Here is a 19876-nt window from a genome sequence, read left to right as displayed (position 1 = left end):
GGCCCACCGGGTCCGCCCCGTGGGAGGACGCCTTGGCTCAACGTCCGCGCAGTCGGCGGTAGTCGGCGACCAGCGCGCGGGTGGAGGCGTCCAGACCGGGCACCTCGGCCCCCTCGGTCAACGCCGGCTCCACCCGCTTGGCCAGCACCTTGCCCAGCTCCACACCCCACTGGTCGAAGGAGTCGATGTCCCAGACGGCGCCCTGGACGAACACCTTGTGCTCGTAGAGGGCGATGAGCTGACCCAGTACCGAGGGGGACAGCTCGGAGGCGAGGATGGTGGTCGTGGGGCGGTTGCCGGCGAAGGTGCGGTGGGGCACCTGGTGTTCGGGGACGCCCTCCTCCCGTACCTCCCGCTCGGTCTTGCCGAAGGCGAGCGCCTGACCCTGGGCGAACAGATTGGCCATCAGCAGGTCGTGCTGCTCCGCCAGGGGGCCCAGCTCCTCGATGGGCCGGGCGAAGCCCAGCAGGTCGGCCGGGATCAACTGCGTTCCCTGGTGCAGCAGTTGGAAGTAGGCGTGCTGACCGTTGGTGCCGGGGGTGCCCCACACCACCGGTCCGGTGCTCCACTCCACCGGCCGGCCGGAGCGGTCGGTGGACTTGCCGTTGGACTCCATGTCCAGTTGCTGGAGGTAGGCGGTGAACCGGGACAGGTAGTGGCTGTAGGGGAGCACCGCGTGGGACCGCGCCTGGTGGAAGTCGCCGTACCAGAGGCCCAACAGGCCCATCAGCAAGGGGGCGTTGGCCTCCGGCGCGGCGGTACGGAAGTGTTCGTCCACCAGGTGGAAGCCGTCCAGCATCTCCCGGAACCGCTCCGGGCCGACGGCCACCATCAGCGACAGCCCGATGGCCGAGTCCATGGAGTAGCGGCCACCGACCCAGTCCCAGAACTCGAACATGTTCTCCGGGTCGATGCCGAACTCGGCGACCTTCTCCCGGTTGGTCGACAGCGCCACGAAGTGACGGGCCACCGCCTCCTGGCCGGCGCCCAGTCCGGTGAGCGACCAGTCCCGGGCGGCCTTGGCGTTGGTGAGCGTCTCGATGGTGGTGAAGGTCTTGGAGGCGATCACGAACAGGGTGCGCGCCGGGTGGAGGTCGCGCAGCGCCTCGTGGAGGTCGGCGCCGTCCACGTTGGAGACGAAGCGGAATCCCAACTCCCGGTGGGTGTAGGGCCTCAGCGCCTCGTAGGCCATCGCCGGCCCCAGGTCGGAGCCGCCGATGCCGATGTTCACCACGGTGGTGATCGGCTGTCCGGTGTGGCCCAGCCAGCGGCCGGCTCGCACCTCCTCGGCCAGCCGGGCCATGCGGTCCAGCACCCGGTGCACCTCGGGCACCACGTTCCGCCCGTCCACCTCGACCTGCGCGTCGCGGGGGGCGCGCAGCGCGGTGTGCAGCACCGCGCGGTCCTCGGTGGTGTTGATCCGCTCGCCCCGGAACATCGCGTCCCGCAGTGCGGCCACTCCGCGTGCCTGGGCCAACTCCCGCAGCAGGCGCAGGGTTTCGTCGGTGACCAGGTGTTTGGAGTAGTCGAGGGTGAGGTCACCGACCTGGAGGCGGTAGCGCCGGGCCCGGTCGGGGTCGTGGGCGAACAGTTCTCGCAGGTCCACCCGCCCCAGTTTCTCCCGGTGCTCGGCGAGCGCCCTCCACTGGGGAAGCTGGTCCAGCCTGGTGTGGCCTTCGGTGCTCATCGCGCGACATCAGCCCATTTCACTGTTCGTAGGGACACCCACCGGCGTCCAACCTAACGAAGATCGGGTGGTCACGCGGGGCGCGCCCCCGGGTACGGGCGGGGCCTGTCACACGGCTCGCGGCCGGGACGGAAGGCGGCTGGAGCGGCACCTCGCTCCCCTCTCCCGTCGGGCGCGCCGGGGTACCGGCCCGTTCGGCGACGAAGGGGGCGTGGGGGTCAGAGTTCGCCGCGCAGCTTGGCGAGCGCCTCGGCGAGTATGGCCTCGCCGTCGGCGTCCGTACGGCGTTCCCGTACGTAGGCCAGGTGCGTCTTGTACGGGGCGGTGCGCGGGGGCTCGGGCGGGTTGTCGCGCTCCATGCCGGCGGGCAGTCCGCAGCGGGTGCAGTCCCAGGACTCGGGGACCTCCGCCTCCCGGGCGAAGCTGGGCCGGGTCTCGTGTCCGTTGGCGCACCAGAAGGAGACGTGCGTCCTGGGGGCGCTCTCGCCTCGGGCGGCCTCGCCCGTCGGACCCGCGCCGATCCGGCTTCCACGGATCGCGTTGCCACCTAGTGCCACGGCCGCTCTCCCTGCCTCGGGTGCCCGTCCAGGTCGCGCCCAGCGTGGAGCGCGGCCTCATGATAGGCCCCGGACCGGGGCCCGGGGCAGGGGAGGAACCGTGAATTCACGCGGGCCGACGGACCCGCCAGGGGAAGGTCAGTCCAACTTCATCAACAGGCCGAGCACCACGATGATCGCGAACCACACCAGGGCCACGACCACGGTGATCCGGTCGAGGTTGCGCTCGGCGACCGAGGAACCACCGACGGAGGACTGCATACCGCCGCCGAACATGTCGGACAGACCGCCGCCCTTCCCCTTGTGCATCAGCACCAACACCATCAACAGCAGGCTGAAGACGACCAGGGCGATGGAAAACCCGACGACCACGGCGGACCAACTCTCTCGGACGGTGACTTGCGACGGAAGAACTACTCAACACTGCTCAACGCAGTCGGGGCCGGGATGGTGCCCGGCCCCGACAGGGTACGACGAGCCGGGCCCGCCGTCACTCCGCTACTTCTTCGCGGAGCCGGTGGACTGGTCGCGGAACCGGACGATCTTCACGAATTCCTCCGCGTCCAGGGCGGCGCCGCCCACCAGGGCACCGTCCACGTCGGGCTGGGCCATGATCGCGGCGACGTTGCCGGACTTCACCGAACCGCCGTACTGGATGCGGACCTTGTCGGCCAACCGCTGGTCGTACAGCTCGGCCAGCCGGCCCCGGATGGCGCCGCAGACCTCCTGGGCGTCCTCGGGGGTGGCCACCTCGCCGGTGCCGATCGCCCACACCGGCTCGTAGGCGATGACCACGGTCTCGGCCTGCTCGGCCGGCACGTCCTTCAGCCCGCCGTCCAGCTGGGCCAGGGTGTGGGCGACCTGGTTGCCGGCCTTGCGCACCTCCAGGCCCTCGCCGACGCACAGGATGGGCGTCAGCTCGTTGGCGAAGGCGGCCTTCACCTTGGCGTTGCAGATCTCCTCGCCCTCGGCGTGGTACTGCCGGCGCTCGGAGTGGCCGACGGCGACGTAGGAGCAGTTCAGCTTGGCGAGCATGGCGCCGGAGATCTCCCCGGTGTACGCGCCGGACTCGTGGGCCGACAGGTCCTGGGCGCCGTACTTGATCCGCAGCTTGTCGCCCATCACCAGGGTCTGCACGGACCGCAGGTCGGTGAAGGGGGTGAGGACCGCGACCTCCACCGCGTCGTAGTCCTTGTCGGTCAGGGCGAAGGCCAGCTTCTGCACGTGGGCGATGGCCTCAAGGTGGTTGAGGTTCATCTTCCAGTTGCCGGCCATCAGCGGCGTGCGGGTACTCATCTGTGGTCAGTCCTCCAGTGCGGCGAGGCCGGGAAGGGTCTTGCCCTCAAGGTATTCGAGGCTGGCGCCGCCTCCGGTCGAGATGTGACCGAAGGCGTTCTCGTCGAACTTCAACTGCCGCACGGCGGCGGCGCTGTCACCGCCGCCCACGACGGTGAAGGCGGAGCTGTCCAGCAGCCCCTGCGCCACCGCCCGGGTGCCCTCGGCGTAGTCGGGGTGTTCGAAGACCCCCATCGGACCGTTCCAGAACACCGTGGCCGCGTCCGCGAGCTTGCTCACGTACAGCTCACAGCTGCGGGGTCCGATGTCCAGGCCCATTAGGTCGGCCGGGAAGTCGTCCACCGACACCGTGGTCGGCGAGGTCGGCGTCTTGGCGACCAGGTCGGGGAAGCCGGGGGCGGCCACCACGTCCACCGGGAGCACGAACTCCACACCCAGTTCACGGGCCCGGTCCAGGTACCCGCGCACAGTGTCCAGCTGGTCCTCCTGGAGCAGCGAGCTACCGACCTCGTGCCCCTGTGCCTTGAGGAAGGTGTACGCCATGCCGCCGCCGATGAGGATGCGGTCGGCCCGGGTGAGCAGGTGCTCGATCACGCCCAGCTTGTCGGAGACCTTCGCCCCGCCCAGCACCACGGCGTACGGCCGCTTGACCTCGTCGGTCAGCTGGCGCAGCACCCCGACCTCGGTGGCGATCAGTCCGCCGGCCGCGTGCGGCAGCCGCTGGGGCAGGTCGTAGACCGAGGCGTGCTTGCGGTGTACGGCGCCGAAGCCGTCCCCCACGTAGAGGTCGGCCAGGGTGGCCAACTCCTCGGCGAAGGCGGCCCGTTCGGCGTCGTCCTTGCTGGTCTCGCCCGGGTTGAAGCGGAGGTTCTCCAGCAGCGCCACCTGGCCCTCGCCCAGTCCGGCCACCGTCTCCCGGGCGCTGGGCCCCACCGTGTCGGTGGCGAACGCGACGTCCTGGCCCAGCAGTTCGCCCAGTCGACGGGCCACCGGGGCGAGGGAGTACGCGGGGTCCGGGGCGCCCTTGGGGCGGCCCAGGTGGGAGGCGACGAGGACCCTGGCGCCCGCCTCGGCGAGTCGGCTGATCGTCGGGACGGCGGCCCGGATGCGGCCGTCGTCGGTGATGGTGTCCCCGGACAGGGGGACGTTCAGGTCGGCACGGACGAACACCCGCTGTCCGGCCACCCGAAGGTCGTCAATGGTCCGCATCTACGGCTCCGTACTCACTGGTCGTCTCGGACGGTCCCGTCACCGGTGACGACTCACCCGTGACGGTGTCGCCCGCCCGAGGGGGCATGGGGCAGGGCCCGCCAGGCGCCGTGCCTCGCGGGCCCTGCCCCATGGATGGTCAAGCCCGGTCGGGCGGGATCAGAGCTGGTTGCCGACGAAGGTGGTCAGGTCCACCAGACGGTTGGAGTAGCCCCACTCGTTGTCGTACCAGCCGACGACCTTGACCTGGTTGCCCTGGGCCATGGTCAGCGGGGAGTCGAAGGTGCAGGAGGCCGGGGAACCGGCGATGTCGGAGGAGACGATCGGGTCCTCGCAGTACTCGAGGTAGCCCTTCAGCTCGCCCTCGGCCGCCTTCTGGAAGGCACCGTTCACCTCGTCCCGGGTGACCTCGCGGTCCAGCTCCAGCACCAGGTCGGTCACCGAGCCGGTGGGAACCGGGACGCGCATGGCGATGCCGTCCAGCTTGCCCTTCAGCTGCGGCAGCACCAGGGCGGTGGCCTTGGCGGCACCGGTGGAGGTGGGGATGATGTTCTCGGCGGCGGCGCGGGCCCGGCGCAGGTCCTTGTGCGGGAAGTCCAGGATGCGCTGGTCGTTGGTGTAGGCGTGCACCGTGGTCATCAGACCCTTGGTGATGCCGAAGTTCTCGTCCATGACCTTCGCCATCGGGGCCACACAGTTGGTGGTGCAGGAGGCGTTGGAGATCACGTGGTGCTTCGCCGGGTCGTACTGGTCCTGGTTGACGCCCAGCACCAGGGTGATGTCCTCCTCCTTGGCGGGAGCGGAGATCAGGACCTTCTTGGCACCGCCGGCGAGGTGCTTGGCGGCGTCGTCACGCTTGGTGAAGATGCCGGTGGACTCCACCACGACGTCCACGCCCAGGTCGCCCCAGGGCAGGCTGGCCGGGTCCCGCTCGGACAGCACCTTGAGGGTCTTGCCGTCCACGGTGATGGAGTCCTCGGTGTGGGTGACCTTCGCCTTGAGGCGACCGAGGATGCTGTCGTACTTCAGCAGGTGGGCGGTGGTCGCGGTGTCACCCAGGTCGTTCACGGCCACGATCTCGATGTCCGCGCCCTGCTCCAGGAGCGCGCGGAAGTAGTTGCGTCCGATGCGGCCAAAGCCGTTGATGCCTACGCGGATCGTCACGAACCGATCTCCTCGTTGGTGCGCCGGCACGGACACCGGCGAAAGCGTATGGGATGTCCCCGACCACTTCCGACCCTACCGCGCCACGCCCCCGGCGGTGACATCGGCTACCCGCCAAGTGGGACAGGGGATCACGGTTCTGCCCATACGGACACAGGGTCTCGGATACCGGTCGGTCACCCCGGCCCCGACGCCGCGTCCCGGTACGTTCTCGCACCGGGCCCCGGCCTACCCGGCTCCCCCTCCGACGGGGCCGTCGGACCGGCTGCCGCCGGGGGCCGGAACGCCAGGTCACGGGCCAGGTGGGCCCGGCGGAGGCCGTTTCGGCACAGGGCCCGCAGATCGGCGGGGTTGTCGTACATCAGCTGGACGTGGAAGTAGTTGACGTGCTCCAGCACCGCGAACAGCGCGAAGCACAGGCCCGCCACGCTTCCCGCGCCCGGCTCCTCCAGCACCGCCCATCCGGTGAACAGCACCCCGCCCACCAGCAGCGGCGGGTTGCCGACCCGGGCCAGGGCGAAGAGGCGTCGGGCCGGCAGGGGTGCGCCGGGGCGGGCAACCGCCTCAGCTTGGCGGCCCAGTAGCCGGCGCCCTCCAGCAACAGCAGGCAGAACAGGGCGAAACCGACCAGGTTGGCCGCCGTGTACGGCAGGCCCAGCCCCACGAACCAGACCAACCCCTGGAGGGGGACGTTCACCAACTCCGCCACCAGGTGCAGCCGCAGACGACGGCGGACGCCGGCCGGGGTACGTCGTGCCGGCCGCGTCCCCCGACCGGTCGGGGTCCCTGGAGTCGCTGGAGTCACAGGGCCCACCCTCCACGTTCCCCGACCTCGGGCGCCACCGTCGGGGCCACGGAAAGCCCCGGACGGTCACGGCTCGGCGGGCGGCGAAGGTCGGGGGAGGGCCGCTCCCCCGCCGGAACGCCTCCCGGAGCCCGCACCGTCCGGGCGCCGGGCCCCGTGGCGTACGGCCCCAGGGCGTCAACGGCGTCGGGGCGTCAACTCACCATCTCCTCGGTGAGGTTGGACTCCGTACCGGGAACGCCCAGGTCCGAGGCCCGCTTGTCGGCCATGGCCAGCAGACGGCGGATACGGCCGGCCACCGCGTCCTTGGTCAGAGGGGGGTCGGCCAGCGCGCCCAACTCCTCCAGGGAGGCCTGCTTGTGCTCCATCCTCAGCTGACCGGCGGCGGCCAGGTGCTCCGGCACGTCCTCACCGAGGATCTCCAGGGCACGTTGCACCCGGGCTCCGGCGGCCACCGCGGCCCGGGCGGAGCGACGGAGGTTGGCGTCGTCGAAGTTGGCCAACCGGTTGGCCGTGGCCCGCACCTCGCGGCGCATCCGCCGCTCCTCCCAGGCGAGCACCGACTCGTGGGCGCCCAGGCGCGTCAACAGCGCGCCGATCGCGTCACCGTCACGGACGACGACCCGGTCAACTCCCCGTACCTCTCGGGCCTTCGCGGCGATCTGCAACCTCCGGGCCGCGCCCACCAGCGCCAAGGCCGCCTCGGGACCGGGGCAGGTCACCTCCAGGGAGGAGGAACGGCCCGGCTCGGTGAGCGAACCGTGGGCGAGGAAGGCGCCGCGCCAGGCCGCCTCGGCGTCACAGGTGGCGCCCGACACCACCTGGGGCGGAAGGCCCCGGATGGGACGGCCCCTGCCGTCCACCAACCCGGTCTGGCGGGCCAGTTGGTCACCCCCGCCGACCACCCGCACCACGTAGCGACTGCCCCGACGCAACCCGCCCGGGGCCATCACCACCAGGTCGGAGGAGTGGCCGAAGATCTCCAGCACATCCCTGCGGAGCCTGCGGGCCGCGATCCCGGTATCCAACTCCGCTTCGATCACGATGCGTCCGCTCACCAGGTGGAGGCCGCCGGCGAACCGCAGGATCGAGGACACCTCCGACTTCCGGCAGCAGGTCCGGGTCACGGGAAGTCGGGAGATCTCGTCCTTCACCGCTGCCGTCATCGCCATGGGCCGATCCTTCCATGCATCCGAAAAATACGGTCGTACGCGGCGGCCAGCAGCTCTGGATCATGTCTCGCAGAGACCGGCCCGGTCAGCCCGGGTCCGGCGTCCTCAGGAAGCGTCGGAGTCGTCTCACCCCGGGCGGCCACCGGAGCCAGCTCGACCACTCCGCCGAGACTCTCGGCGGCGGCCCGCAGGCTCTCCTCGTCCGGCACCGCATCCTGGTCCGCCAGCACCACGTCAAAGGCGAGTTTAGGGGCGTGTCGGGCCAAAACCTCCAAATGACGCTGCGGGGAAAAGCCCTCGGTCTCACCCGGCTGGGGCGCCAGGTTGAGGGACAGCACCCGGCGCGCCTTGGTGTCGGTGAGCGCCTCCAGCAGTTCGGGCACCAGCAGGTGCGGGATCACCGAGGAGAACCAGGAACCGGGACCGACCACCACCCAGTCCGCGTCCAGCACCGCCGACACGGCCTCCGGCACCGCCGGCGGGTCCTCGGGCATCAGCCTCACCTGCCGTACCTCACCCCGGGTGAGCGCCACGGTGGCCTGGCCCCGGACGGTGCTCAGCTCCTCGGGGCGCGAGGGGTCGTGGCCGCGCACCAGCGCCTGGAGTTCCAGGGGCACGGCGGACATCGGCAGCACCCGTCCGTGGGCGCCGAGCAGCCTCCCCACCAAATCCAGTGCCTGGACGTGGTCGCCCAGTTGTTCCCACAGGGCCACGATCAGCAGGTTGCCCAGGGCGTGGTCGTGGAGTTCGCCCTGGGTGACGAACCGGTGCTGGATGACCTGGGCCCAGGTCTGGCCCCAGGCGTCGTCACCGCACAGCGCGGCCAGCGCCTTGCGCAGGTCACCGGGGGGCAGCACGCCCAGCTCGTCCCGGAGCCGGCCACTGGAACCGCCGTCGTCGGCGACGGTGACCACCGCGGTGAGGTCACCGGTGATACGGCGCAGCGCGGCCAGGGAGGCCGACAGGCCCATGCCGCCCCCCAGGGCCACCACCTTCGGTTGGGCTCCCTGACCGGAGCGGGTGCCCACCAGTCGTCGCAGCCGGCTGGCCTTGCGGGCCATCACTCACGTCCCATGTCGCGGTGGACGACCACCGTCTCCACTCCCTGTCCCGAGAGTCTCCGGGCCAGCCGCTCGGAGACGGCCACGCTGCGGTGCTTGCCGCCGGTGCAGCCCACGGCGACGGTGACGTAGCGCTTGCCCTCGCGGCGGTAGCCGGTGGCGATCAGTTGCAGCAGTTCGGAGTACCGGTCGAGGAACTCCTTGGCCCCGGGCTGGTCGAAGACGTACCGGGAGACCTCCTCGCTGGTGCCGGTCAGGGGGCGGAGTTCGGGCACCCAGTGGGGGTTGGGCAGGAAGCGGCAGTCCACCACCAGGTCGGCGTCCACCGGGAGGCCGTACTTGTAGCCGAAGGACATCACGGTGGCCCGCAGCTCGGGCTCCTCCTCGCCCGCGAACTGGGCGTCCAGCTTGGCCCGCAGCTCGTGGACGTTGAGGCTGGAGGTGTCGATCACCAGGTCGGCGTCGCCGCGTAGCTCCCGCAGCAGGTCGCGTTCGGCGTCGATGCCGTCGACGATCCGACCGTCCCCCTGGAGGGGGTGGGGTCGGCGCACCGACTCGAACCGGCGGACCAGGGCCTCGTCGGAGGCCTCCAGGAACACGATGCGGTGGGTGACCCCCTTGGTGCCCAGCTCGGTGAGCGACTCGCGGAGGTTGTCGAAGAAGCGCCGTCCCCGTACGTCGACCACCACCGCGATCCGGGCGACGTTGCCCTGGGAGCGGGCGCCCAGCTCCACCATGGTGGGGATCAGGGCGGGTGGCAGGTTGTCCACCACGAACCAGCCCAGGTCCTCCAGACACTTGGCCGCCGTGCTGCGTCCCGCCCCGGACATGCCCGAGATGATCACCAGCTCGGGGATGGTGGGCTCCTCGGCCGCCTCGACCTCTCCGACCGTGCTCATCTGCCCTCTCGCCTCGCCGTGCTCGTTCATCGTCTGCTCCCCCGCGTCCCAGACCGTGGACTCCCGGAGGGGAGCGTGGCGCTCCCCTCACTCATCATCGATGATTTCGCCGGTCGCCGTGTTCACGGCGGTCCCTGATCTGGCGCTCTCACCAGAGGTGGCCCGCTCGCCCTCGCCGGCGCGTGGGGTCCCGAGGGTGGCGACGACCGTCTCGGCGGTCTTGCGGCCCACCCCGGGCACCTCGCAGATCTCCTCGACGGTGGCCGCCCGCAGTCGTTTCACCGAACCGAAATGCCTGATCAACGCCTTCTTACGGGTCTCCCCCAGCCCCGGCACCGCGTCCAGGGGGCCGGCCCGCAGGGCCTTGGAGCGCTTGGAGCGCTGGTAGGTGATGGCGAACCGGTGCGCCTCGTCCCGGACCCGCTGGAGGAGGTAGAGCCCCTCACTCGTACGAGGGAGAACCACCGGGTCGTCCTCGTCCGGCAGCCAGACCTCCTCCAGGCGTTTGGCCAGCCCGCACACCGCGACGTCGTCAACTCCCAGTTCGGTCAGGGCCGTTCGGGCCGCCCTGACCTGGGGGGCGCCGCCGTCCACCACCAGCAGCTGCGGCGGGTAGGCGAACCGCTTGGGGCGGCCCTCCTCGTCGCGGGCCGTGTACGTCGGTTCCCCCACGTCCTCCCCGGGGCCCTCGGGGGCACCGTCGTCGGTCCGCACAGCGCCCTCGGCCGCCTCTGCCGCCTCGGCTCCTTCCAGGTCCCGGTCCCCGCCTTCGGTGCCCCACTCACCGGTGCGCTGCTTCTCCCTCAGGTAGCGCCGGAAGCGGCGGGAGATCACCTCGTGCATGGCCCGTACGTCGTCCTGGCCGGTGAACGACCGGACCTGGAAGCGGCGGTACTCGCTCTTGCGGGCGAGCCCGTCCTCGAAGACCACCATGGAGGCCACCACGTCGTCCCCCTGGAAGTGGGAGATGTCGAAGCACTCGATCCGCAGGGGCGCCGACTCCAGGTCGAGGGCCTCGGCGATCTCCTCCAACGCCCGGGAACGGGTGGTCAGGTCCGAGGCGCGCCTGGTCTTGTGCAGGGCGAGAGCCTGCTGCGCGTTGCGCTGCACCGTCTCCATCAGGGCCCGCTTGTCGCCGCGTTGGGGCACCCGCAGGTCGACCTGGGCCCCGCGCCGTTCGGCCAGCCACTGGCCCAGCGGCTCCGGCGGGTCGGGGAGCGCCGGGACCAGCACCTCCCGGGGCACCGTGTCCCCCCGCTCCTCTCCGTACAGCTGCTGGCAGGCGTGCTCCACCAGCTCGGCGGTGCCGACCTCCTCGACCCGGTCGGTGACCCATCCCCGCTGGCCGCGCACCCGGCCGCCGCGCACGTGGAAGATCTGCACGGCCGCCTCCAGCTCGTCCTCGGCGAGCGCTATCAGGTCAGCGTCGGTGCCGTCGGAGAGCACCACCGCGTTCTTCTCCATGGCCCGTTTCAGGGCACCGATGTCGTCGCGTAGCCGGGCCGCCCGCTCGTACTCCATCCCCTCGGAGGCCTCCCGCATGTCGGCCTCCAGCCGACGCAGGTACGCCCCGGTGCGGCCAGCCATGAAGTCGCAGAACTCCTCGGCCAGTTCGCGGTGTTCCTCGGGGCTGACCCGGCCCACGCAGGGGGCGGAGCACTTGTCGATGTACCCCAGCAGACAGGGCCGGCCGATCTGTGCGGACCTCTTGAACACCCCCGCCGAGCAGGTGCGCACCGGGAAGACCCGCAGCAGCAGGTCGACCGTCTCGCGGATCGCCCAGGCGTGGGCGTACGGCCCGAAGTACCGCACCCCCCTGCGCTTGGGGCCGCGCATCACCTGCACCCGGGGGAACTCCTCCTGGAGGGTGACCGCCAGGGACGGATAGCTCTTGTCGTCCCGGTACTTGACGTTGAACCGGGGGTCGAACTCCTTGATCCAGGAGTACTCCAGCTGGAGCGCCTCGACCTCGGTGCTCACCACCGTCCACTCCACCGAGGCGGCCGTGGTGACCATGGTGCGGGTGCGGACGTGCAGGTTGGTGAGGTCCTGGAAGTACGAGGACAGGCGCTGGCGCAGGCTCTTGGCCTTGCCGACGTAGATCACCCTGCGGTGCTCGTCGCGGAACCTGTAGACCCCCGGGGAGTCGGGGATCTGTCCCGGCTTGGGGCGGTAGCTGGAGGGGTCTGCCATGCCCGCAACCCTACGTCCGGGCGGTGACAGCCGAGGCTGCGCCGGTCACTCCCCGGAAGACCTCCACCCGCCCAACGGCCGCCGCCCGCCGGGCAGATCACCCCGCGTCGCCCGGCCCCGCGACCGGGCTCGGTAACCGGGGCCGGTCGCTCGGGTCACCGCGAGGCTCGCGTGCGGTGTCGCCGCGCGCACCGCGTGTAGGTCGCCGTGGATCGCCGTAGATCGCCGTCGCCGATGCGCCGCGTCGACTCCTCCCCCGCCTCGTGATCCACGGCACCAGAACGCGCTCCCTGATCGCCCGAGATCCACCCGACGCGGCCAATACACCTAGTGCCAGGCGACCCGCATCGCGGTGGTCACCTCCATCGGGGGCAGCCCGACCTGGGCGGCGAGCACCCCGGCGCCCTCGGCACTGCGGGTGCCCAGGGGCTCACCGGCGCTGACGTACCGCCGCCAGCCCTCGGCCATCGCCAGGGCCCGTCGGCGGTTGACGCCCAGGCTGGTGGGCACCGCGTGGTGCACCACGGTCTGGGGCAGCGGACGGCCGAGCGCCAGCAACCAGCCGTTGACCAGCCCGGGCGGGGCCGGTACGTAGCGGGGCAGCAGGTAGCGGGGGTCGCCGACGGGGGACACCGCCTCGTCCAGGGCGAGGGCGAACCGCTCGGACTCCTCGTAGGGCACCCCGCGCAGTTGGGCCTGGTAGGCACCCGTACCGTCCGGTTCGAGGGTGACCGCCTCCGCCCCGGCCGAGGTCAGCCCGGCCCGCCGCAGTCCGTCCGCCACCGCCCGGGCGACCCGCTCCAGCGGGGGGCCGTCCCCGGCCTCGGCCAGCCGTCGGGCACCGGCCCGGGCCCGCGTCCCCTCGGCCACCGCGCCGACCGCCAGGAGCACCGCGCCCCACACCGGCCAGGGCAGCCCCAGGGCCACGGCGACCGCCACCAGGGGCAGCGCGGCGCCCCAGCCCAACCAGGCCGCGCGGGAGGAAGGCGCGGGGGTGACCCCGGTGGCCGTGGGCAGTACCGAGGGAGGCGTGGGGGTGGCGCGGACGGCCACCGGAGCGGAGGCGGCGCGCGGGACGACCACCCGTACGGTGTGGACCAGCCGCTCCTCGTAGGGCTCGCCCACCCGCCAGCGTTCCCGCACCTGGTCACGGTGGTCGGCGCGGTCCAGCATGGCGAGGTTCAGCCGGTCGAACTCCGCCTCGTCCGGCGGCGCGTACGGGGACAGCTCGGGGTGCACGTGGGCCACCCCGTCCATGACGGCCCCGGAGTCGGTGAGCGCCAGGTACCCCTGGTGCTTGCGGACGAACCGCTGCCAGTCGGCCTGCCCCTTGGGGTGGTCGGCGCGGACGCACACCACCGACCAGTTGTGCGCCGTCTTCCCCGCCCAGTCGGGGTCGGTGCGCAGCGCACGACCCCGGATCTGGACCACGGCGGTGGCGGTGGTGGCCTCGGTGAGGTCGACCAGGGTGTTGACGCCCCGGGCGTCCCAGCCCTCCCCCAGCATCCCCCGGGTCCCGACCAGCACCCGGCTGGCGCCCGAGGCCAGGTACGCGGTGACCAGGGCGACCCAACGCCGGCTGCTCCAGGCCCCGACCACCACCCGCAGCCGCTCGGCCCCCGGCCAGTCGGGGCGCTCCACCCGCAGCTCCAGGCCCGGACGGGTCCGCTGGCAGTACGCGCGGAAGTGCTCGGCCGTCTCCGCGTCGGCGGCCACCGTGGAGCCGGTGACCAGCACCGGGGCCAGCCGGGCGGTGCGCGGGTCGGCGACCAGTTCGGCCAGGACCAGACGAGCCGAACCAGCCTCGCTGTCCAGCACCCCGACCAGCCCCGGGGGCAGGGTGGCGGCGGCCCGCTCGTGGTCGCAGATCACCACCGCGCGCAGCCGTTCGCCCAGCGCCCGGTCCTCGGCGGCCAGGATCTCCCGTACACCGTGGGTCTTGGCGGCGCTGCGCGCCAGCAGCCGGTCCACCGGGGAGCGGCCCTGGCGGATGCCCCGCCGGGTCAGCTGGTATCCCACGGCCGGCAGCGCCCGACCGACCGCCTCCAGGGCCTCGCGGTCCTCCGCCCGGGAGCTGGGCCGCAGGCAGTGCCGGATCCAGTCGTCCAGCAGCCGTATCCAGTCCTCGGCGGTGGGGGCGTGCCGGTGCTCCTCCAGCAGGCGGGCGCCCTCGGGCAGGGCGAGCAGGCCGTGGTGGTGGAACCGCAGCCCGGCGGCGGCCAGTTCGGGGTGCTGGCGCTGGAACGCGTGCCACCCCACGGCGCCGTCGGTGGAGCCGGGCTCCGCGCCCCGACGGCGCACCACCCGGGCGTCGACCCACTCCAGGAAGGGGGTGGAGGCGAAGTCGGGGCGCAGCAGGTCCACGGTCAGCCTGGTGAACCGCTCCGCCTCCTCGGCCAGCCACTCGGACTCCGGGGCGGTCGGGGTGGTGAGCCAGGCCAGCTCGGCGTACGGGGCGAGGGAGCCCTCCCGTACCGAGGCGGGGATGGACGGGCCCCGCACCACCTCGCCGAACAGTTCGTCCACCAACTCGGCCTGACGGGCGGTGAGCCGGTCCGGTGGGGTGGCGGTCAGCCCGATCACCCTCGCCCGGGGCAGCTCCCGCAGCAGCTCGGCCAGCAACTCCCCCCAGGTCTCCAGCAGATGGTGGCACTCGTCCAGCAGCAGGGTCACCTCGCCGGCGTCCCGTAGGGCCGCGACCAGGGCGGCGCCCTGCGGGCGGAGCCGGCGCAGGTGGCCGGTACCGCTGCGGGTGCCGTCCTCGTCCACCTCGGCGTCGGGGTCGAAGGTGGCCAGGGACTGGTACGTCAGCACGGTCACCGGACGGTCCAGGGATCGCCGGGTGCCGGCCGGTGTCGGGGCGGGGGTGAACCGGGACCACTCGGACCGCCACTGCTGCTGGATGGCCGTGTTGGGCCCGAACACCACCAGGGGCCGGCCCAGCCGACGACCCGCCTCCAGCCCGGTGAGCGTCTTGCCCAGTCCGGGCGGCAACACCACCCAGGCCCTCCGGGCGCCCCCGGTGAACAGCCGGTCCAGCTCCTCCAGCGCGGTCACCTGGGCGGGCCGCAACGGCCTGCCCGACCTGAGCCCCGCCCAGGTCGCCGCCTCGGCCCCCGGCCCGGGGTCCGTCCCCTCCCCCGTGTCGGACACCCGCTACCAGCCGCGTTCGCGCCACTCGGGCAGTTGGGGGCGCTCGGCGCCGAGTGTGGTGTCGGCGCCGTGACCCGGATACACCCAGGTCTCGTCGGGGAGTTGGGCGAACAGCTTGGTCTCCACGTCGTGCAGCAGGCTCTCGAACGCCTCCCGCACCCCCCGGGTGTTGCCCACGCCGCCGGGGAACAGGCAGTCGCCGGTGAACAGGTGCGGGTGACCGTGGGGGTCGTCGTAGACCAGGGCGATCGAGCCCGGGGTGTGCCCCACCAGGTGGCGGGCGGTCAGCCGCACCCGGCCCACCTCGATGACGTCACCGTCGTCCACCAGCACCTGGGTCGGCACCGGGATGCCGGGGGCGTCCTCCCGGCCGGCGTGGGTACGGGCGCCGGTGGCCTCCACCACCTCGGCCAGGGCCTGCCAGTGGTCGGCGTGCTGGTGGGTGGTGACCACCTTGGTGATGCCGTCGCCGCCGATGAGGCCCAGCAGGGTCCCGGCCTCGTTGGCGGCGTCGATCAGCAGCTGCTCGTCGGTGGCCCGGCACCGCAGCAGGTAGCTGTTGTTGTCCATGGGCCCGACGGCGACCTTGGAGATCATCAGGTCCTGGAGCTCGTGCACGTCCGCCGGGCCGCCGACGGTCACTGTTCCGGTGTATGGCATGGGGCCCAGCGTATGCGGCCCCTCGGACAGGGGGCTCAGAACTTCGGCAACGCCGGCAGCTCCCCGTCGGCGGTCAGCCCACTGCCGGTGCTGCGGCCCATCAACCAGGCCAGCAGGTCCACCGGGTCCCCCGTCACCACCAGCGGCTCGCCCCGCTCCACGCCGCTGCGCCAGTGGTTGCCGGAGTCGGCGCGCAGCTCCAGGCCGGGAACGTCGGGGTTGCCGAGGAACCGCCGGGCCATGACGTCGACCTGGCGCTCCACGAAGGCGGCCGGCAGGTCACGGAAGCCACGCCCGACGTCCAGGTCCACGTGGTGGATCTCGACCTCGGCCAGCCGCCGGAAGGGGATGCGGGCGGCCAGGTCCCTGACGCCTCCGCGCAGCTCGACCTCGCGTTCCCAGTCCGGGTCCCCGAGGGCGCGGGCGGTGGCGGACAGCCGGTCGGCGCTGGCCCGCAGGTCGTCGAGCTGCTCGGCGGGCCCCCGTCCGGCGCCGGCCTCGATGTCCGCGTCCCTGGCCTCGGCGCTGGCGTACATCGGCTCACCGCGCAGCACCCGGTCCAGGGCGTCCGCGTTGCGGGAGACGTGGGCCAGCAGGTGGCCCCGGGTCCAGCCGGGGAGCTGGCAGGGCTCGGTCAGGGCCGGGGCGTCCAGCCGTCCGACGGCGGTCAGCAGTTCCTGGGTGGCGGCGTCGACTCGGTCCAGGTCGTCACGGGGGTCACTCATGGGAGGAACCCTAGGGGGTGGGGTTTCCGGGGGCGCGGGGTCCGGCCCGGAGGCGGTCCCGGAGCGGGCGGGCCACGATGGGGTGAACGGGGCGCCCGATGCACGCGATTCGAAAGTACGTGCTATACGCTCGGAGGAAGGCAACGGCGGGATGTGGGGGCAGTCGCTCGCGCTCGCCCATACTCTTGGTCAGTGGTGGTCCTGCGGAGCACGGATCGCCGCTTCTCACACGAAAGGTGCCCATCGGCGTGGCCGACCGTCTACTCGTCCGTGGCGCTCGCGAGCACAACCTCAAGAACGTCTCCATCGACCTTCCCCGCGACGCCCTGATCGTCTTCACTGGGCTGTCCGGTTCCGGCAAGTCCTCCCTGGCCTTCGACACCATCTTCGCCGAGGGGCAGCGGCGCTACGTGGAGTCCCTCTCCTCGTACGCGCGGCAGTTCCTGGGGCAGATGGACAAGCCCGACGTGGACTTCATCGAGGGGCTGTCTCCGGCGGTCTCCATCGACCAGAAGTCCACCTCGCGCAACCCCCGCTCGACGGTGGGGACCATCACCGAGGTCTACGACTACCTCCGGCTGCTGTTCGCCCGGATCGGCAAGCCGCACTGCCCCGAGTGCGGCCGGCCCATCGCCCGGCAGTCCCCCCAGGCCATCGTGGACAAGGTCCTGGGCCTGGAGCCGGGCAGTCGTTTCCAGGTGCTCTCCCCGCTGGTGCGCGAGCGCAAGGGCGAGTTCGTGGACCTCTTCTCCGACCTCCAGTCCAAGGGGTACAGCCGGGCCCGGGTGGACGGGCAGACCATCCAGCTGTCCGAGCCGCCGAAGCTGAAGAAGCAGGAGAAGCACACCATCGAGGTGGTGGTGGACCGGCTGACGGTCAAGGACAGCGCCAAGCGGCGGCTGACCGACTCGGTGGAGACCGCGCTGGGGCTGTCCGGGGGCATGGTGATCCTGGACTTCGTGGATCTGGACGAGGACGACCCGCAGCGCGAGCGGATGTACTCGGAGCACCTGTACTGCCCGTACGACGACCTGTCGTTCGAGGAGCTGGAGCCGAGGACCTTCTCCTTCAACTCCCCCTTCGGCGCCTGCCCGGAGTGCACCGGCATCGGGACCCGTATGGAGGTGGACCCGGAGCTGATCGTCCCGGACGAGGAGAAGTCGCTGGACGAGGGCGCCATCCACCCCTGGTCGCACGGCCACACCAAGGACTACTTCGCCCGGCTGATCAAGGCCCTGGCCGACGCCCTGGGCTTCCGCACCGACATCCCCTGGGCGGGCCTGCCCCAGCGGGCCCGGAAGGCCCTGCTCAACGGCCACCGCACCCAGATCGAGGTGCGGTACCGCAACCGCTACGGCAGGGAGCGGGCGTACACCACCTCCTTCGAGGGGGCGGTGCCCTTCGTGAAGCGGCGGCACGCGGAGGCGGAGAGCGACAGCAGCCGGGAGCGCTTCGAGGGGTACATGCGGCAGGTGCCCTGCCCCGCCTGTGACGGCACCCGGCTGAAGCCGATCGTGCTGGCGGTGACGGTCCACGACCGTTCCATCGCCGACATCTCCGCGATGTCGATCAGCGAGTGCGCCGAGTTCCTCCGCGACCTGACCCTCACCGACCGCGAGAAGACCATCGCCGAGCGGGTGTTGAAGGAGGTCAACGAAAGGCTGCGGTTCCTGGTCGACGTCGGCCTGGACTACCTCTCCCTCAACCGCGCGGCCGGCACCCTCTCGGGAGGGGAGGCGCAGCGCATCCGGCTGGCGACCCAGATCGGTTCCGGTCTGGTCGGCGTGCTCTACGTCCTGGACGAGCCGTCCATCGGGTTGCACCAGCGCGACAACCACCGGCTGATCGAGACCCTGGTGCGCCTGCGCGACCTGGGCAACACCCTGATCGTGGTGGAGCACGACGAGGACACCATCAAGACCAGCGACTGGGTGGTGGACATCGGCCCCGGCGCCGGTGAGCACGGGGGGAAGGTCGTCCACAGCGGCCCACTGAAGGAGTTGGAGGCCAACACCGAGTCGGTCACCGGCGACTACCTCTTCGGCCGCAAGGAGATCCCGACCCCGACCGAGCGTCGCCCGGTCGACCGTGCCCGACGGCTGACGGTCCACGGGGCCCGGGAGAACAACCTGCGGGACGTGAAGGTCAGCTTCCCACTGGGCGTCCTCACCGCGGTCACCGGGGTGTCCGGCTCCGGCAAGTCGACCCTGGTCAACGACATCCTCTACACCCACCTGGCCCGGGAGTTGAACGGCGCCAAGTCGGTGCCCGGTCGGCACACCCGGGTGGACGGCGACGACCTGGTGGACAAGGTGGTCCACGTCGACCAGTCGCCCATCGGCCGCACCCCGCGTTCCAACCCGGCCACCTACACCGGAGTCTTCGACCATGTGCGCCGGCTGTTCGCCGAGACCATGGAGGCGAAGGTCCGGGGCTACCTCCCGGGTCGCTTCTCGTTCAACGTCAAGGGTGGTCGCTGCGAGAACTGCTCCGGCGACGGCACCATCAAGATCGAGATGAACTTCCTCCCGGACGTGTACGTCCCCTGCGAGGTCTGCCACGGCGCGCGGTACAACCGGGAGACTCTGGAGGTGCACTACAAGGGCAAGTCCATCGCCGAGGTGCTGGACATGCCCATCGAGGAGGCCCTGGACTTCTTCGAGGCGGTGCCCGCCATCGCCCGACACCTGCGCACCCTCAACGAGGTCGGCCTGGGCTACGTCCGACTCGGCCAGTCCGCCCCCACCCTCTCCGGGGGCGAGGCCCAACGGGTCAAGCTGGCCAGCGAGTTGCAGAAGCGGTCCACCGGCCGCACGGTCTACGTGCTGGACGAACCCACCACCGGGCTCCACTTCGAGGACATCCGCAAACTGATCGGGGTGCTGTCCGGGCTGGTGGACAAGGGCAACACCGTGATCGTGATCGAGCACAACCTCGACGTCATCAAGACCGCCGACTGGGTCCTGGACCTGGGCCCCGAGGGAGGCAGCGGCGGAGGTCTCCTGGTCGCCGAGGGCACCCCCGAGCAGGTGGCCGGGGTGCCGGCCAGCCACACCGGGAAGTTCCTGCGGGAGATCCTGGGTGACCGGGTCAGCGACGCTCCGGCCATGCCCCGCACCCCACGGCAGCGTGGCGGCGGCACCTCCCGGAGCGGTACGGCCGGGAAGACGGCCAAGACGGCGAAGACGGCCAGCGCGACGAACACGGCCAAGGCGCGGAAGACCACCCGGAGGTCGTCCAGCGGGAGTTGAGCACATCACGGGGGCGAGAGCGAACGGACCCCGAGAGACGAGGT

15 protein-coding genes are annotated in these 19876 nt (G+C 71.7%); 1 reads left to right on the top strand and 14 read right to left on the bottom strand.

Annotated features, from left to right (window positions below; translation table 11 throughout):
- Positions 1-37: 37 nt before the first annotated feature.
- From pgi to ABZT14_RS09825, 14 genes are all read right to left on the bottom strand, one after another.
- Positions 38-1687 (bottom strand): glucose-6-phosphate isomerase, encoded by a 1650-nt coding sequence (gene pgi, locus ABZT14_RS09890; protein WP_356299138.1) that lies wholly within the window; start codon positions 1685-1687, stop codon positions 38-40.
- A 218-nt stretch (positions 1688-1905) separates the two neighbouring features.
- Positions 1906-2244, bottom strand: a complete 339-nt coding sequence (locus ABZT14_RS09885; protein WP_356299136.1) for an RNA polymerase-binding protein RbpA — start codon at positions 2242-2244, stop codon at positions 1906-1908.
- Positions 2245-2382: 138 nt separating this feature from the next.
- Complete coding sequence (gene secG / locus ABZT14_RS09880) at positions 2383-2616, bottom strand: preprotein translocase subunit SecG (RefSeq protein WP_356299134.1); 234 nt, start codon at positions 2614-2616, stop codon at positions 2383-2385.
- A 126-nt stretch (positions 2617-2742) separates the two neighbouring features.
- Positions 2743-3540 carry a triose-phosphate isomerase gene (gene tpiA, locus ABZT14_RS09875; RefSeq protein WP_356299133.1) on the bottom strand — a complete coding sequence of 266 codons (798 nt, stop codon included), beginning with the start codon at positions 3538-3540 and terminating at the stop codon, positions 2743-2745.
- A 6-nt stretch (positions 3541-3546) separates the two neighbouring features.
- Positions 3547-4749, bottom strand: coding sequence for a phosphoglycerate kinase (locus ABZT14_RS09870; RefSeq protein ID WP_356299132.1), 1203 nt, complete (start codon positions 4747-4749; stop codon positions 3547-3549).
- Between the two features lie 159 nt (positions 4750-4908).
- Entirely contained in the window at positions 4909-5913 is a 1005-nt protein-coding gene (gap, locus tag ABZT14_RS09865; protein WP_356299130.1) for a type I glyceraldehyde-3-phosphate dehydrogenase, read from the bottom strand.
- Between the two features lie 176 nt (positions 5914-6089).
- Entirely contained in the window at positions 6090-6389 is a 300-nt protein-coding gene (locus tag ABZT14_RS09860; RefSeq protein WP_356299128.1) for a hypothetical protein, read from the bottom strand.
- Positions 6390-6912: 523 nt separating this feature from the next.
- On the bottom strand, positions 6913-7890 hold the full coding sequence (whiA, locus tag ABZT14_RS09855) for a DNA-binding protein WhiA (RefSeq protein ID WP_356299126.1): 978 nt from the start codon (positions 7888-7890) through the stop codon (positions 6913-6915).
- Positions 7881-8951, bottom strand: a complete 1071-nt coding sequence (gene yvcK, locus ABZT14_RS09850; protein ID WP_356299124.1) for a uridine diphosphate-N-acetylglucosamine-binding protein YvcK — start codon at positions 8949-8951, stop codon at positions 7881-7883. Before yvcK ends, whiA begins: the two co-directional genes overlap by 10 nt.
- Positions 8951-9850, bottom strand: coding sequence for an RNase adapter RapZ (rapZ, locus tag ABZT14_RS09845; protein WP_356299357.1), 900 nt, complete (start codon positions 9848-9850; stop codon positions 8951-8953). Before rapZ ends, yvcK begins: the two co-directional genes overlap by 1 nt.
- Positions 9851-9937: 87 nt before the next feature.
- Positions 9938-12043, bottom strand: a complete 2106-nt coding sequence (uvrC, locus tag ABZT14_RS09840) for an excinuclease ABC subunit UvrC (RefSeq protein WP_356299122.1) — start codon at positions 12041-12043, stop codon at positions 9938-9940.
- Between the two features lie 327 nt (positions 12044-12370).
- Positions 12371-15196 (bottom strand): DEAD/DEAH box helicase family protein, encoded by a 2826-nt coding sequence (locus ABZT14_RS09835; protein WP_356299120.1) that lies wholly within the window; start codon positions 15194-15196, stop codon positions 12371-12373.
- 3 nt (positions 15197-15199) lie between these two features.
- The gene (locus ABZT14_RS09830; RefSeq protein ID WP_356299118.1) at positions 15200-15856 is read right to left on the bottom strand and encodes an MBL fold metallo-hydrolase; all 657 of its coding nucleotides are present in this window, start codon (positions 15854-15856) and stop codon (positions 15200-15202) included.
- 35 nt (positions 15857-15891) lie between these two features.
- A complete protein-coding gene (locus ABZT14_RS09825; RefSeq protein WP_356299116.1) occupies positions 15892-16581 on the bottom strand; it encodes a maleylpyruvate isomerase family mycothiol-dependent enzyme in 690 nt (229 codons plus the stop codon).
- Positions 16582-16829: 248 nt separating this feature from the next.
- Here ABZT14_RS09825 and uvrA point away from each other — a divergent pair, with 248 nt between their 5' ends.
- The gene (uvrA, locus tag ABZT14_RS09820; protein WP_356299114.1) at positions 16830-19832 is read left to right on the top strand and encodes an excinuclease ABC subunit UvrA; all 3003 of its coding nucleotides are present in this window, start codon (positions 16830-16832) and stop codon (positions 19830-19832) included.
- Positions 19833-19876 lie beyond the last annotated feature (44 nt).

Origin of the sequence: Streptomyces sp. NPDC005438, assembly GCF_040606315.1 — a bacterium.
Lineage (GTDB): Bacteria > Actinomycetota > Actinomycetes > Streptomycetales > Streptomycetaceae > Streptomyces.
The sequence above is the reverse complement of the archived record's forward strand: the minus strand, read 5'-3'. Positions and strand labels throughout refer to the sequence as shown.

Coding starts and splice junctions, on each gene's coding strand:
- pgi (WP_356299138.1), bottom strand. CDS start 1,687: ATGAGCACCGAAGGCCACACCAGGCTGGACCAGCTTCCCCAGTGGAGG.
- tpiA (WP_356299133.1), bottom strand. CDS start 3,540: ATGAGTACCCGCACGCCGCTGATGGCCGGCAACTGGAAGATGAACCTC.
- ABZT14_RS09870 (WP_356299132.1), bottom strand. CDS start 4,749: ATGCGGACCATTGACGACCTTCGGGTGGCCGGACAGCGGGTGTTCGTC.
- whiA (WP_356299126.1), bottom strand. CDS start 7,890: ATGGCGATGACGGCAGCGGTGAAGGACGAGATCTCCCGACTTCCCGTG.
- yvcK (WP_356299124.1), bottom strand. CDS start 8,951: ATGGCCCGCAAGGCCAGCCGGCTGCGACGACTGGTGGGCACCCGCTCC.
- rapZ (WP_356299357.1), bottom strand. CDS start 9,850: ATGAGCACGGTCGGAGAGGTCGAGGCGGCCGAGGAGCCCACCATCCCC.
- uvrC (WP_356299122.1), bottom strand. CDS start 12,043: ATGGCAGACCCCTCCAGCTACCGCCCCAAGCCGGGACAGATCCCCGAC.
- ABZT14_RS09830 (WP_356299118.1), bottom strand. CDS start 15,856: ATGCCATACACCGGAACAGTGACCGTCGGCGGCCCGGCGGACGTGCAC.
- ABZT14_RS09825 (WP_356299116.1), bottom strand. CDS start 16,581: ATGAGTGACCCCCGTGACGACCTGGACCGAGTCGACGCCGCCACCCAG.